Annotated in this window: 12 protein-coding genes; all 12 read left to right on the plus strand. The window is 69.3% G+C overall.

From position 1 onward, the window contains the following. Position 1 precedes the first annotated feature (1 nt). The 12 genes from carB to hisG all read left to right on the plus strand — a co-directional run bounded on the left by carB (position 2) and on the right by hisG (position 14,457). Positions 2 to 3,301 (plus strand): carbamoyl-phosphate synthase large subunit, encoded by a 3,300-nt coding sequence (gene carB / locus HDC34_RS09850; RefSeq protein WP_104311956.1) that lies wholly within the window; start codon positions 2 to 4, stop codon positions 3,299 to 3,301. Then, complete coding sequence (gene pyrF / locus HDC34_RS09855) at positions 3,302 to 4,192, plus strand: orotidine-5'-phosphate decarboxylase (RefSeq protein ID WP_179556729.1); 891 nt, start codon at positions 3,302 to 3,304, stop codon at positions 4,190 to 4,192. Then, complete coding sequence (gene gmk, locus HDC34_RS09860; protein WP_179556730.1) at positions 4,189 to 5,088, plus strand: guanylate kinase; 900 nt, start codon at positions 4,189 to 4,191, stop codon at positions 5,086 to 5,088. Before pyrF ends, gmk begins: the two co-directional genes overlap by 4 nt. Continuing rightward, positions 5,085 to 5,411, plus strand: coding sequence for a DNA-directed RNA polymerase subunit omega (gene rpoZ / locus HDC34_RS09865; RefSeq protein WP_068484449.1), 327 nt, complete (start codon positions 5,085 to 5,087; stop codon positions 5,409 to 5,411). The genes gmk and rpoZ overlap by 4 nt, the downstream gene beginning before the upstream one ends. Before the next feature lie 70 nt (positions 5,412 to 5,481). After that, positions 5,482 to 6,699 carry a bifunctional phosphopantothenoylcysteine decarboxylase/phosphopantothenate--cysteine ligase CoaBC gene (coaBC, locus tag HDC34_RS09870; RefSeq protein ID WP_179557148.1) on the plus strand — a complete coding sequence of 406 codons (1,218 nt, stop codon included), beginning with the start codon at positions 5,482 to 5,484 and terminating at the stop codon, positions 6,697 to 6,699. A 54-nt stretch (positions 6,700 to 6,753) separates the two neighbouring features. Then, complete coding sequence (metK, locus tag HDC34_RS09875; protein ID WP_179556731.1) at positions 6,754 to 7,947, plus strand: methionine adenosyltransferase; 1,194 nt, start codon at positions 6,754 to 6,756, stop codon at positions 7,945 to 7,947. 14 nt (positions 7,948 to 7,961) lie between these two features. Beyond that, on the plus strand, positions 7,962 to 10,037 hold the full coding sequence (locus HDC34_RS09880; RefSeq protein WP_179556732.1) for a primosomal protein N': 2,076 nt from the start codon (positions 7,962 to 7,964) through the stop codon (positions 10,035 to 10,037). A gap of 47 nt (positions 10,038 to 10,084) precedes the next feature. Continuing rightward, a complete protein-coding gene (gene fmt, locus HDC34_RS09885) occupies positions 10,085 to 11,014 on the plus strand; it encodes a methionyl-tRNA formyltransferase (RefSeq protein WP_179556733.1) in 930 nt (309 codons plus the stop codon). Further along, positions 11,011 to 12,513 (plus strand): RsmB/NOP family class I SAM-dependent RNA methyltransferase, encoded by a 1,503-nt coding sequence (locus HDC34_RS09890; RefSeq protein ID WP_179556734.1) that lies wholly within the window; start codon positions 11,011 to 11,013, stop codon positions 12,511 to 12,513. Before fmt ends, HDC34_RS09890 begins: the two co-directional genes overlap by 4 nt. Positions 12,514 to 12,522: 9 nt before the next feature. After that, positions 12,523 to 13,188: a ribulose-phosphate 3-epimerase gene (rpe, locus tag HDC34_RS09895; protein WP_179556735.1), complete on the plus strand. Its 666-nt coding sequence runs from the start codon at positions 12,523 to 12,525 to the stop codon at positions 13,186 to 13,188. A 24-nt stretch (positions 13,189 to 13,212) separates the two neighbouring features. After that, positions 13,213 to 13,476, plus strand: coding sequence for a phosphoribosyl-ATP diphosphatase (locus HDC34_RS09900; RefSeq protein WP_068484501.1), 264 nt, complete (start codon positions 13,213 to 13,215; stop codon positions 13,474 to 13,476). A gap of 141 nt (positions 13,477 to 13,617) precedes the next feature. Continuing rightward, positions 13,618 to 14,457: an ATP phosphoribosyltransferase gene (gene hisG, locus HDC34_RS09905; RefSeq protein ID WP_179556736.1), complete on the plus strand. Its 840-nt coding sequence runs from the start codon at positions 13,618 to 13,620 to the stop codon at positions 14,455 to 14,457. Positions 14,458 to 14,462: the final 5 nt, after the last annotated feature.

Below are 14,462 nucleotides of genomic sequence, written 5' to 3' on the forward strand. Positions count from 1 at the left end.
CATGCCAAAGCGCACAGACATCTCGAGCGTCCTCGTCATCGGCTCGGGACCCATCGTCATCGGCCAGGCGGCCGAGTTCGACTACTCGGGCACGCAGGCCTGCCGCGTGCTCCGCGAGGAGGGCGTCCGCGTCATCCTCGTGAACTCGAACCCCGCGACGATCATGACCGACCCGGACTTCGCCGACGCCACGTACGTCGAGCCGATCACCCCGGACATCATCGAGTCGATCATCATCAAGGAGCGCCCTGACGCGATCCTCCCCACCCTCGGCGGGCAGACGGCGCTCAACGCGGCCATCGCGCTCCATGAGGAGGGCATCCTCGAGCGTCACGGCGTCGAGCTCATCGGCGCGAAGGTGGACGCGATCCGCCGCGGCGAGGACCGCCAGATCTTCAAGGACCTCGTCATCGAGGCCGGCGCCGAAGTCGCGCGCTCCCACATCGCGACGAGCGTCGAGCAGGCGATCGGCTTCGCCGAGGACCTCGGCTACCCGCTTGTCGTCCGTCCCTCGTTCACCATGGGCGGCCTCGGCTCCGGCTTCGCCTACAACGAAGAGGACCTGATCCGCTTCGTCGCCGACGGCGTCCAGTCGAGCCCGACGGGCGAGGTGCTCCTCGAGGAGTCGATCCTCGGCTGGAAGGAGTACGAGCTCGAGCTCATGCGCGACACCGCCGACAACACGGTGGTCGTCTGCTCGATCGAGAACGTCGACCCCGTCGGCGTCCACACGGGCGACTCCATCACGGTCGCGCCCGCGCTCACGCTGACCGACCGCGAGTACCAGCGCCTCCGCGACATCGGCATCGCGATCATCCGACTCGTGGGCGTCGACACCGGTGGATGCAACATCCAGTTCGCCATCGACCCCTCGAACGGTCGCATCATCGTCATCGAGATGAACCCTCGCGTGTCTCGCTCGTCGGCGCTGGCGTCCAAGGCGACGGGCTTCCCGATCGCGAAGATCGCGGCGAAGCTCGCCATCGGCTATCGCCTGGATGAGATCCCCAACGACATCACGAAGGTGACGCCCGCGAGCTTCGAGCCGACGCTCGACTACGTCGTCGTCAAGGTGCCCCGCTTCAACTTCGAGAAGTTCCCGGCCGCCGACACGACGCTGACGACCACCATGAAGTCGGTCGGCGAGGCCATGGCCATCGGTCGCAACTTCTCGACCGCGCTGCAGAAGGCACTGCGCTCGCTCGAGAAGCGGGGATCGTCGTTCACGTGGGCTGCAGACGAGGTCTCCGTCGAGGAGCTCCTCGAGACGATCAAGATCCCGACCGACGGCCGCATCGTCAACGTGCAGCGCGCGCTCTGGAAGGGTGCGACGCCGGAGCAGATCTTCGAATCCACGGCCATCGACCCCTGGTTCATCGACCAGATCGTGCTCATCAACGAGGTCGCGGCCGAGATCAGCTCCGCAGACGTCGTCGACGCCCGCCTGCTCCGGCACGCGAAGCGCCACGGCTTCTCCGACGCCCAGATCGCGGAGCTCCGCGGGAGCCGCGAGGACGAGGTCCGCGCGATCCGCCACAACTTCGGAGTCCGCCCGGTCTTCAAGACCGTGGACACGTGCGCCGGTGAGTTCCCGGCCTTCACGCCGTACCACTACTCGAGCTACGACCAGGAGTCCGAGGTCACGCCGAGCGACCGCCGCAAGGTGATCATCCTCGGCTCGGGCCCGAACCGCATCGGTCAGGGCATCGAGTTCGACTACTCGTGCGTGCATGCGTCGTTCGCGCTCTCGGACGCCGGCTTCGAGACCATCATGATCAACTGCAACCCGGAGACGGTCTCCACCGACTACGACACGAGCGACCGCCTCTACTTCGAGCCGCTCACGCTCGAGGACGTCCTCGAGATCGTCGAGGTCGAGCGCGGTGCCGGCGAGCTGCTCGGCGTCGTCGTCCAGCTCGGCGGCCAGACTGCGCTGGGACTCGCGAAGGGGCTCGAGGCGGCTGGCGTCCCGATCCTCGGCACGAGCCCGGCAGCGATCGACCTCGCCGAGGAGCGCGGACTCTTCTCCGGCGTCCTCGACCGCGCCGGCCTGATCTCGCCGGAGAACGGCACCGCGACCGACCTCGACGGGGCCCTCGATGTCGCCACGGGCATCGGCTACCCGGTGCTCGTGCGCCCCAGCTTCGTGCTCGGCGGACGCGGGATGGAGATCGTGTACGACGCAGAGCAGATGCAGGACTACTTCTCGCGCATCGAGGGTCAGGCGATCGTCGGACCCGCTCATCCGCTGCTGGTCGATCGGTTCCTCGACGAGGCCACGGAGATTGACGTCGACGCCCTGTTCGACGGCGACGAGCTCTACATCGGCGGCATCATGGAGCACATCGAGGAGGCCGGCATCCACTCCGGCGACTCGGCGTGCACCCTGCCTCCTGTCACTCTCTCGAGCGCTGTCCTGGACAACGTGCGCGACGCGACCCTCGCCATCGCCCAGGGCGTCGGCGTCCGTGGCCTGCTCAACGTGCAGTTCGCGCTGTCGGGCGGCAAGCTGTACGTGCTCGAAGCCAACCCGCGCGCCTCCCGGACCGTGCCCTTCGTCTCGAAGGCCCTCGGTACGCAGCTCGCGAAGGCCGCCGCCCGTGTCATGACGGGGGTCTCCATCGCCGAGCTGAAGGCCGAGGGACTCCTCCGCGACCAGGACGGCACGCACCAGCCGGCCTCGAGCCCCGTCGCCGTGAAGGAGGCAGTGCTTCCCTTCAAGCGCTTCCGCACGAAGGACGGACGCATCGTCGACTCGCTGCTCTCGCCGGAGATGCGCTCCACTGGCGAGGTCATGGGCATCGACACCGACTTCCCGACCGCATTCGCCAAGAGCCAGCTCGCGGCCTACGGCGGCCTGCCGAAGTCCGGCACCGTGTTCGTCTCGGTCTCCGACCGCGACAAGCGCGCGATCGTGCTTCCTGTCGCGAAGTTCGTCGAGCTCGGGTTCTCGATCGCGGCCACCGAGGGCACAGCTGCCGTCCTCGCGCGCCACGGCATCACCGCCAAGGTCGTCGGAAAGTTCACTCCGGATTCGCCCGACGGCACCACTCCCGGCCAGGACCGCAATATCGTGGACATGATCCACGGGGGAGAGGTCGACATGGTCATCAACACCCCATCGGGCCGCGCGTCACGGGCCGACGGCTACGAGATCCGCACGGCGGCAGTCTCCGCCGACCTGCCCATCTTCACCACGATCTCGGAGCTGTCCGCCGCTGTCGGTTCGCTCTCCGCGCTGCGAAGCGGATTCACGGTGACGAGCCTGCAGGAGTACAACACCCAGAGGGGGGACAGCTAGTTGACTGAGGCGTTCGCGGCGCGTGCTGGAGGGAGCGGGTTCGGAGCCCGACTCCAGCACGCCGTGGAGAACCGGGGCAGGCTGTGCATCGGCATCGATCCGCATGAGTTCCTGCTCGACGCGTGGGGGCTGCCGAACACCGCGGCGGGTGCCAGGGAGTTCGGACTCCGCGTCGTCGAGGCATCGGCGGAGCGCGTCGGCGTGATCAAGCCGCAGATCGCGTTCTACGAGCGATTCGGCTCCAGCGGATTCGCGGCGCTCGAGTCAGTGCTCGGCGCCGCGCGGGAGGCGGGCCTGCTCGTCATCGCCGACGTCAAGCGCGGGGACGTCGGCACGACCCTCGAGGCCTACGCCAAGGCGTGGCTCGACGAGGGCTCGCCGCTCGAAGCGGACGCCATGACCGTGAACCCCTACCAGGGCTTCGACTCCCTCGCCTCGGCGCTGGAGCTCGCCGACCGTCTCGGCAAGGGACTCTTCGTGCTCGCCGCCACCTCGAACCCGGAGTCGACCTCGATCCAGACGGCCCGCCGGGACCGCGGCTCCCAGTTCGGCGAGACCGTCGCCGGGGGAGTCGCGAAGCGCGCGGCCGCCTGGAATGCCGAGCACACGACCGGCGCGCTCGGCTCAGTCGGCGTCGTCCTCGGCGGCACGGTCGACTTCGACCTCCTCGGCGTCGACCTCGCGATGCTCGGCGCCTCACCCTGGACCCCGATCCTCGCCCCAGGCTTCGGCCACCAGGGTGCCGAGTTCGCGCGCATCAAGGAGACGTTCGGCGCAGCAGCTGAGTCCGTCATCGTCAACGTCTCACGCAGTGTCCTGGCCGCGGGGCCAAATGGCATCGCCGACGCCATCGACCAGCAAGCCGCTGAGCTGGAGGACGCCCTCTCATGACCCAGGTCCCACCTCCGGTCGATCGCGTCGCCGCGTCGCGCGCGGCGGTCCTCGCACGCCAGGCTCGCGCTGAGGTCAAACGCGCCCTTGCGAACGGAACCCGCTCGCCGATCTCCGTGCTCGACGCGAGCCAGTCCGCAGAGCACGCCGCCGAGCACTCCCTCCGCGTGACGCAGTTCCTGCTCAGCATCCCGCACATCGGAGCCACGAAGCAGGCGCGCATCCTCGAAGAGCTCGCGATCTCGCCCTCCAAGCGCCTCGGTGGCCTCGGCCGCAACCAGCGCATCCGTCTCCGCTCGTTCCTGGAGGAGCGGCTGGGCGCGCAGACCGGCGACAGTCGTCTCGTCGTGCTGGCCGGCCCCACGGCGGTCGGCAAGGGCACCGTCGCGAACTACATCCGAGAGCACTATCCGGAAGTCGAGCTCTCGGTGTCCGCCACGACGCGTGCCCCGCGTCCCGGTGAAGTCGACGGCGTGAACTACCACTTCACCGACGACGAGGGCTTCGACCGGCTCGTCGCCGACGAGCAGCTCCTCGAGTACGCCACCGTGCACAACGCCTTCAGATACGGAACCCCGCGCGGACCCATCGACGACGCCATCTCCTCGGGACGCTCGGTCCTCCTCGAAATCGACATTCAGGGCGCAAGACAGGTCCGATCGCGCATGCCAGAGGCTAGACTGGTATTTTTGTTGCCTCCGAGCTGGGACGAGCTCGTGCGGCGCCTCGTCGGGCGCGGCACGGAATCGGCCGAAGAACAGGCTCGGCGCCTCGAAACCGCGAAGGTCGAACTCGCCGCCCAGGACGAGTTCGATGCACTGGTCGTCAACGACTCCGTGCCTGAGGCTGCGGCACGCGTAGTCGAACATCTGGGACTGAACAAGGAGCACGCATGATTGAGAAGCCAAAGGGCATCATCGACCCGCCCATGGACGAGCTGCTGCAGCGAGTCGACAACAAGTACCAGCTGGTCATCTTCGCATCGCGTCGCGCGCGTCAGATCAACGACTACTACTCCGACCTGCACGACGGAGCGATCTACCAGAATGTCGGCCCGCTGATCGACTCCTCGATCGACGACAAGCCCCTGTCGATCGCGCTGCACGAGATCAACGAGCAGAAGATCGTCATGGTCGAGGCTCGCCCGCTCGAGACCCCGGACGACGTCATCGTGTTCGATGACGAGATCAACTTCGAAGACGACGCCCCTCAGGCATAGCACGACCGTGAGCGAGACCGCCGGCGCGCATCCGGCTGACCACGGGACCGACGCGTCCGACGGCCAGCCGATGCGCGTCGTCGTCGGTGTGACCGGCGGCATCGCCGCCTACAAGGCCGTCCAGGTCATCCGCGACCTCGTCCTCCTCGGTCACCACGTCGACGTCGTCCCCACGGAGTCCGCTCTGCGGTTCGTGGGCCGTCCGACGTTCGAAGCCATCTCACGCAACCCCGTGCGAACGGACGTCTTCGACGACGTGGCCGAGGTGCGGCACGTCGCATTGGGTCAGCAGGCCGACGTCATCGCAGTGGTCCCGGCCACCGCGAACTCCATGGCGAAGATCGCCGCTGGGCTCTCCGACGACCTGCTGGGCACGACCATCCTCGCGTCGACGGCTCCACTCATCCTCGCTCCGGCCATGCACACCGAGATGTGGCTCAACCAGGCGACGCAGGCCAACGCCGCGCGGCTGGACGCACGCGGAGTTGTCCTCGTCGGGCCTGCCGAGGGTCAGCTGACGGGCAACGACTCGGGCCCGGGACGCCTCGCCGAGCCCAATGAGATCGTCGCGACGATCCTGAGCGCCGGCCGCGGCGAGCGACGCCGTCGCAGGGACGCCGAACTCGCCAGCGATCTGCGAGGCAGGCGGGTCCTCATCACCGCCGGCGGCACGCGCGAGCCGCTCGACCCGGTCCGGTTCATCGGCAACCGATCGAGCGGACGGCAGGGCTTCGCGCTCGCCGAGCGGGCGCTTGCCCGTGGCGCGGAGGTCACCCTCGTGGCGGCCAACGCCGAGGTCCGCCCGCCAGAGGGCGTCAAGCTCGTGACGGTCTCGAGTGCCCAGCAGCTCGCGCAGGCCTGCGCCGAGATCGCCCCACGACACGACGTCATCATCATGGCCGCCGCAGTTGCCGACTACCGTCCGGTCACCGTGGCGGAGGGCAAGATCAAGAAAGAGCAGGCTGGCGAGGAGCTGACGCTCACGTTCACCCGCAATCCGGACATCCTGCAGGATCTCGCATCCGCCCGGGGCAGCGAGCAGGTCATCATCGGCTTCGCCGCGGAGACCGAGACGGACGACGCCGCACTGCTCGAGCTCGGTCGCGCGAAGATCGCTCGCAAGGGGTGCGACTATCTCGTCGTGAACCGGGTCGGCTGGAACCTCGGATTCCAGTCGGACGAGAACTCGATCTTCGTCCTCTCAGCGTCCGGCGACGTTGTCTCGCGTCACACTGGCGACAAAGTGTCGGTGGCCGATGTCATCCTGGACCTGCTCGTCAACGTCTAGCCGTACCGGCCGGTCCAAACCGTCCGGCCGCAACTTCACCGCAAGGGGTTCTTCTTGTCTACGCTTCGCCTGTTCACCTCGGAGTCGGTCACCGAGGGTCACCCCGACAAGATCTGCGACCAGATCTCCGACCGCATCCTCGACGACCTCCTCGCGCAGGACCCGGCCTCACGGGTCGCGGTAGAGACGCTCGTCACGACCGGCCAGGTGCACGTCGCCGGGGAGGTCACGACCAACGCCTACTCCGACATCGCGGGCATCGTCAGGCGCACGATCAGCGACATCGGCTACACGTCGAGCGACGTCGGCTTCGACGGCTCGTCGTGCGGTGTCTCGATCTCCGTCGGCGAGCAGTCGCCCGAGATCGGCGAGGGAGTCACGACCTCGCTGGAGCACCGCTCTGAGAGCTCGGAGGACGCGATCGCCAAGCAGGGCGCCGGCGACCAGGGCATCATGTTCGGCTACGCGACCCGAGAGACGGACGCGCTCATGCCGCTTCCGATCCACCTCGCCCACCAGCTCGCCCAGCAGCTCGCCGCGGTGCGCAAGTCCGGCGAAGTCGCCTACCTGCGGCCAGACGGCAAGACGCAGGTCACGGTCGGCTACGAGGGAAGCGTGCCGCGTTCCATCGAGACCGTCGTCCTCTCGACCCAGCACGACCCGGGCCTCGAGCAGGCGCAGATCCGCGAGGACGTCATCGCACACGTGGTGCGGCCCGTCCTGGAGCGCAACGGCTTCGCAGGAGCCGAGCCCACCTTCCTCGTGAACCCGTCTGGCAGCTTCATCGACGGGGGCCCCCGAGCCGATGCAGGCCTCACGGGGCGCAAGATCATCGTCGACACCTACGGCGGCATGGCCAGGCACGGCGGTGGGGCGTTCAGCGGCAAGGACCCGTCGAAGGTCGACCGCTCTGCCGCCTACGCCATGCGGTGGGTCGCGAAGAACGCTGTCGCGGCCGGGCTCGCGGATCGACTCGAGGTCCAGATCGCCTACGCGATCGGCAAGGCTGAGCCTGTGGGACTGTACGTCGAGACGTTCGGCACGGGCGCCGTCGCGGACGACAAGATCATCGCGGCGATCCTGGACACCTTCGACCTCCGCCCCGGTGCGCTTGTCGAGGACCTCGATCTCCGCCGCCCGATCTACGCGCAGACCTCGGCGTACGGACACTTCGGGCGCGAGCTGCCCGACTTCACGTGGGAGCGCACCGACCGGGCCGAGGAGCTCCGCCAAGCGGCAGGCCTCTGATCAGCCAGCTCACCATGAACGACGACCTTCCTCGGGTCGCGCGAGTTGTCGTCGCCTCGCCGCTCCCGCAGCTCGATCGGGAACTCGAATACGAGATCCCCGTCGAGCTGCGCGAGCGGATCGGCGTGGGCATGCGCGTGGCGGTGCCGCTTCGTACCTCGAACCGCCAGTTGCAGGGGTTCGTGGTCGCCCTCGAGCAGGCCGCCGAGTACGGGGGGAAGCTCGCCTCGATCACCGAGCTCGTCTCGACCGCTCGCGTCCTGACCCCCGAGATCGCTGGGCTCGCACGAGCGGTTGCGGACCGGCAGGCGGGATGTGCGGCCGATGTCCTGCGTTTGGCGATCCCGGCCCGGTCCGTGCGCGTCGAGCAGCGGTGGCTGGAGGCACAGGCGGCGCGAGACGACACGGACGACCAGGCGGCGCCGGCCAGCACCGAGGATCAGGCCTCGGCAGACCAGGCCGCGACTTCGGTCGCGGCGCAGCCCACCCCCGCAGTCCCCGCCGTGCTCGAGGACACCGAGGCCGCGCTTGTGCCCATGTACGGCGCGGACGCGGCTGCGCTCCTTGCGAGGGGTTCGGCAGCGAGGCTCGCGATCGATGCGCCCGTCGGCGTCGACGCTGGCGTGCCTCGCTCGCTCCTCGCTCTCGCAGCTGTGGCCGCGGCGAGGGTTCGTGCGGGGGAGTCCGTCATCCTCGCCGTCCCGGACTACCGAGACGTCGAGCTCGCGCTGAAGGCCCTCGGACGATTCCTCGAGACGTCCAGCATCCGCCGCCTCGACACGCGGGCCAAACCCGCCGAGCGGTACGCATCCTTCCTCGCCTGCCTCGACGACACCCCCGGCGTCGTCGTCGGGACGAGAAGCGTCATCTACGCCCCCCCGTCGCACCTCGGCGCAGTGCTCGTGTGGGACGACGGAGACGAGAGCTTCACCGAGCAGCTCGCCCCCTACGCGAGCACGCGCGACATCGCCCTGCTGCGAGCAGAGCGGGAGTCGCTCACGCTCGTGTTCGCCGCTCACACGCCGAGCCTCGAGGTCGCGCGTCTTGTCGGCATGCACTGGCTCACGCCCGTGCCGCTGGCCCGGCCCGAGGCCCCCAAGGTCATCTCGGGGAGCCAGGCGCTCGCCGAGGAGACGCCAGCCGCGCACGCTCGCATCCCAGCCCTCGCGTGGCAGGAGGCACGACGTGCACTCGAGCACGGGCCCGTGCTGCTGCAGGTCGTCAGGGCCGGTTACATCCCGAGTCTCAGCTGCGCCAGGTGCCGCACGCCAGCTCGTTGCACCGTCTGCGGCGGGGCACTCGAGTTCGCGCGGCCGTCCGCGCCGCCGTCATGCCGGGTGTGCGACGCCCTCCACCCCGAGTGGCAGTGCCCCGAGTGCGGAGACAAGCGCCTTCGCAACACCTCGCTCGGAGCCGAGCGGACCGCAGAGGAGCTCGGTCGTGCGTTCCCCGGCACGCGCGTGGTCGTGGCCGACGGAGCGTCAGAGACGGTGTCCATCGACGACCGCCCCTGCCTCGTCGTGGCGACACGAGGAGCTGAGCCCGTGCCGACTTCCGGCTACGCCGGCATCGTGCTGCTCGACACGGAGCGCTCCCTCGCGCAGGAGCGACTCGACGCGGGCGTCGACGCGCTCCGCGGGTGGTCGAACGCCGCCGCGCTCGCGCACCCGAACGCCAAGGTGGTCATCGTCGGAGGCGAGACACCGGCCGCGCACGCCCTCCGCACCTGGCAGCAGCCCGAGTACGCGACTCGTGAACTGTCCGAACGCCGTGAGCTGCACTTCCCACCAGCCGTGCGCGTCGTCGCACTGACGGGAACTGACGAGGAAGTGCGCCGGGCCCTCTCGACCATCGACGCGGTGCCAGAGCTCCAGCCGGGCGGCGCGCTGCAGGTCCTCGGACCGACGCCACAGGAGGTCGGGAGCAGGGCCGTCATCAAGTTCGGCTACGCGCTCGGCACGCCACTCGCGAAGGCGCTCAAGAGCGAGCTCGTGCGTTCGGCCACCAGTAGGCGCCCGCGGGTCGCCGGCAGAGGAGGCGGCCACGCGTCGACCCTGCGCGTACGATTTGACCCGCCGGGGATCTTCTGACCCTCGTCCCAGCTCCACGTTCCACACAACCTCGAGAGGCACCAGCTATGCGGCTCGTCTTCGCCGGCACACCCACCACCGCCGTCCCCAGCCTCGATGCGCTGGTCGACGACGGCCACGAGATCGTGGCTGTGCTGACGCGCGACGATGCGAAGGTCGGTCGGTCCAGGGCGCTGACACCGTCCCCGGTGGCTGCCCGCGCCCACGAGCTCGGGCTGCATGTCATCAAGAGCAACCGGATGACGCCTGAGGTGACGGACGAGCTCACGGGGCTCGGGGCCGAGCTCGGGGTCATCGTGGCCTACGGCGCCCTCATCGACGCTGCGACCCTGACGGCGCCGTCGCTCGGCTGGATCAACCTGCACTTCTCCCTCCTCCCCGACCTCCGCGGCGCCGCCCCGGCCCAGCGCGCCGTGATGCGAGGCGACACCACCACCGGCATGACCATCTTCCAGCTCACCGCCGGGCTCGACGAGGGGCCGATCTTCGCTGTGCAGCACTCCCCGATCGGCAAAGAGGAGACCGCTGGCGACCTCCTGGAGCGTCTCGCGGGGGAGGGCGCGGCCTTCCTCACCCGGACTGTCGGCGCCATCTGCTCCGGAACGCTGAGCGCCGAGCCGCAGACTGGCGAGGCGACCTTCGCGCCGAAGCTCGGCAAGCACGACTCGATCATCGACTGGGCGGCTCCCCTCGACCTCGTCGAAGCCCACATCCGCGGAGTCACTCCAGAGCCAGGAGCGGTGGCCCAGGTCGACGGACAACCGCTGCGCATCCTGCGCGTGGCGCGCCCTGATGTGGCGGCGGACGCGCCCACGCTCACCCCCGGCCAGCTCGGTGCGGTCGGCAAGGACGTCTTCGTGGGCACGGGAACCGGCCCGCTCCGGCTGCTCTCCGTGCAGCCGGCGGGAAAGAAGCCGATGCCTGCCAGAGACTGGCTCCGCGGCCGCCGCGACGCAGCGACGCTGGTGCTCGCATGAGCCCCGCAGGAGCTGGTGGCCGCGGCGGCAGCCCCTACCAGGGACGGCGGCGACCAGATCAGCCTCCGGCCGGGCGCGGAGTGACTCGCTCACGCCAGGTGGCGTTCGAGGTGCTGAGGGCCGTCGACGAGGACGACGCCTACGCGAACCTGCTGCTTCCGCATCGCATCTCGGCGGCGCGGCTCTCGCCGTCCGACGCGGGGCTCGCCACGGAGCTGACCTACGGCACGCTCCGACGCAGGGGGACCTACGACGCCATCATCGCGGAGGCCTCCGGTCGCGACGTCCGGGACATCGACCCACCTCTCCTCGACGTGCTGCGGCTCGGAGCCCATCAGCTGCTCAGCATGCGCACACCGAGCCACGCGGCGGTCAACGAATCGGTCGAGCAGGCCGCGCGCATCGCGTCCCGCGGTGCCTCTGGCTTCGTGAACGCGATCCTGCGCAAGATCTCCCGCACGGACCTCGACGACTGGCTCGACCAGGTCTCCCAGGGCCTGACCGAGGAACGGGAGCTCGCCGTCCGAAACTCTCATCCGGACTGGATCGTGCGCGCGCTCCGCGACGCCCTCACCGCGGAGCATCGCGGCGACGAACTCGCCGCGGGCCTCGCTGCCAACAACGAGTCGCCTGCGGTCAGCATCGTGTCCCTGCCAGGATTCGACACGCCGGAGGAACTCGTCGCGTCCAACCCCGACCTGCTGGTCTCGGGTCGCGTCTCACCGCGCGGCCTGACCCTCGCGTCGGGCGACCCCTCATGGGTGCCGCAGGTCAAGGCCGGGCGCGCGCGCGTGCAGGACGAGGGCTCGCAGCTCGTCACGCTCGCGCTGCTCGAGGCGGAGCCCGTGCGGCCGGGGGAGCGCTGGCTCGACATGTGCGCCGGCCCCGGTGGCAAGGCGGCCCTGCTCGCCGCCAGCGCCACCGAGCTGCAGGCGAGGCTGACGGCCAACGAGCTCGTGCCGGCGCGCGCTGGGCTCGTGCGCGCCGCCCTCGCACCGCTCGCGGCCCCCGTCACCGTCACGAACGAGGACGGCCGCGCATTCGCCGACTCGCATCCGGGCGCGTTCGACCGCGTCCTGCTCGACGCGCCCTGCACGGGCCTCGGCGCGCTGCGTCGCCGACCGGAGGCACGATGGCGCAAGCAGAGCAGCGACGTCGCCGAGCTCGTCAAGCTGCAGGAGGAGCTGCTCGAAGCGGCACTCGCCGCGGTCAAGCCGGGCGGGATCGTTGCCTACGTCACCTGTTCGCCGCACCAGGCGGAGACGACGGCCGTCGTCCGCCGAGCGGTTCGGCTCTCGGGAGCGGAGGTGCTGGACGCGGCGGCCATCGCGACGCGCGCCTCGAACGCTCCGGATCTCGATCTCGGAGCCCGCCCTCTCGGCGACGGCACGCTCGTGCAGCTGTGGCCGCACCGCCACGGCACCGACGCGATGTTCCTCGCGCTGCTGCGTCGGGCACCTGCCGCGAACCCCGACGAGCAGACGACGCGGACCCCGTAGGATCGGCCCGTGAACGCGCGCATCAACCCCAGCATCCTGGCCGCCGACTTCGCGAACTTCGAGCGTGATCTCAACCTGATCTCCACCGCCGACGCGGCGCACGTCGACGTCATGGACAACCACTTCGTCCCGAACCTCACGTTCGGGCAGCCGATGGTGGAGCGCCTGCAGGAGATCACCCCCGTCCCGCTCGACCTGCACCTCATGATCGAGGACCCCGACCAGTGGGCACCGCAGTTCGCCGAGATGGGCGTCTTCTCCGTGACGTTCCACGCGGAGGCTGCGACAAGCCCCGTGACGCTCGCGAGAAAGCTCAAGGAGCGAGGCGCGCGAGCTGGAATCGCCATCAACCCGGCAACCCCGCTGAGCGCCGTCGAGGAGATCCTTCCCCACTTCGACCAGCTGCTCATCATGACCGTCGAGCCCGGCTTCGGTGGACAGTCCTTCATGGCGGACATGATGCCGAAGCTCGCCAAGGCCGACGCGCTTCGCCGCTCGCACGGCCTGGAAACCTGGCTGCAGGTCGACGGCGGGATCTCCCTCGACACCATCGAGCTCGCGGCGGCGAACGGGGCGGACACGTTCGTCGCAGGATCCGCGGTCTTCCGAGGCGACCCCGGCGAGCAGATCGCCGCGCTGCGCGCCGCGGCGACTGCGGCTGCGCACGCGCACTGACCGGCAAGCGACTACGCTGTGCCTGTGAAATCCTTCGACACGCTGTTCGCAGAACTCTCCGAGAAAATCAGCTCCCGCCCCGAGGGTTCCGGGACGGTCCGAGAGTTCGACGCCGGCGTTCATACGATCGGGAAGAAGATCGTGGAGGAGGCCGCCGAGGTCTGGATGGCCGCGGAATACGAGAGCGACGAGGAGACAGCCGAGGAGATCTCGCAGCTGCTCTACCATCTGCAGGTCCTCATGCTGGCCAAGGGCCTCACCCTCGACGACGTCTACAGCAAGCTCTAGGCAGCACGACCCCGCCAACGCTCCAAGCAGCGCGCACGAGCCAGCGCAGCACGCGCGCGGCCGAGACGGTGCCCCGGGTGCACACCCGGCGCCGCGCATCCACCCCCGACGCACACTTCCAGAACCAAGGACGTTCCCACAATGCTTCGCATCGCCGTGCCAAACAAGGGCATGCTCGCCGAGACGGCCAACGAAATGCTCCAGGAGGCCGGATACCGCGGCCGCGGTGACAGCCGAGAGCTCGTCGCCATCGACCCCATCAACGACGTCGAGTTCTTCTACCTGCGTCCGCGCGACATCGCGACCTACGTGGGATCCGGTGTGCTCGACGCCGGCATCACCGGCCGCGATTTCCTGCTCAACACCGAGTCGGCCGCCAAGGAGGTCCGGGCGCTCGACTTCGGCGACTCGACCTTCCGCTTCGCTGGCCCCGCCGGCGAGTTCACGGACGTGAGCCAGCTGCAGGGCAAGCGCGTCGCGACGAGCTACACGGGTCTCCTGGGATCCTGGTTCGCTCGGGCCGGCATCGAAGCCGAGCTCGTGCCGCTGGAGGGCGCCGTGGAGTCGGCCATCCGCCTGGGCGTCGCTGACGCCGTCGCCGATGTCGTGTCGACCGGTGGGACGCTGCGCAAGGCTGGCCTCGAGGTCTTCGGCCCCGTGATCCTCGAGTCGACCGCCGTGCTCATCTCGACGCCCGAGAAGGAGCACGCAGCGAGGCGCCTCCTCGGTCGCCTGGACGGGGTGCTCGTCGCCCGCCGCTACGCGATCATGGACTACGACATCGAGTCATCGAAGCTCGACGCGGCCCTCGCCATCACGCCCGGCTTCCAGTCGCCGACGATCTCGCCTCTGCGCGACTCCGACTGGGTCGCCGTGCGCTCGATGGTGCCGCAGAACGAGCTCAACCAGGTCATGGACCGGCTTCAGGACGCCGGTGCGAAGGCCATCATCGTGACGGCCCTGCAAGCCGTCCGGATGTGATCTAG

This window comes from Pseudoclavibacter sp. JAI123 (assembly GCF_013409665.1).
Taxonomy (GTDB): Bacteria; Actinomycetota; Actinomycetes; order Actinomycetales; family Microbacteriaceae; genus Pseudoclavibacter.

Excerpts from the sequence above, each read along its gene's own strand:
- HDC34_RS09890 (WP_179556734.1), top strand. The coding sequence starts at position 11,011 with ATGAGCCCCGCAGGAGCTGGTGGCCGCGGCGGCAGCCCCTACCAGGGA.
- hisG (WP_179556736.1), top strand. The coding sequence starts at position 13,618 with ATGCTTCGCATCGCCGTGCCAAACAAGGGCATGCTCGCCGAGACGGCC.
- coaBC (WP_179557148.1), top strand. The coding sequence starts at position 5,482 with ATGCGCGTCGTCGTCGGTGTGACCGGCGGCATCGCCGCCTACAAGGCC.
- fmt (WP_179556733.1), top strand. The coding sequence starts at position 10,085 with ATGCGGCTCGTCTTCGCCGGCACACCCACCACCGCCGTCCCCAGCCTC.
- gmk (WP_179556730.1), top strand. The coding sequence starts at position 4,189 with ATGACCCAGGTCCCACCTCCGGTCGATCGCGTCGCCGCGTCGCGCGCG.
- HDC34_RS09880 (WP_179556732.1), top strand. The coding sequence starts at position 7,962 with ATGAACGACGACCTTCCTCGGGTCGCGCGAGTTGTCGTCGCCTCGCCG.
- rpoZ (WP_068484449.1), top strand. The coding sequence starts at position 5,085 with ATGATTGAGAAGCCAAAGGGCATCATCGACCCGCCCATGGACGAGCTG.
- carB (WP_104311956.1), top strand. The coding sequence starts at position 2 with ATGCCAAAGCGCACAGACATCTCGAGCGTCCTCGTCATCGGCTCGGGA.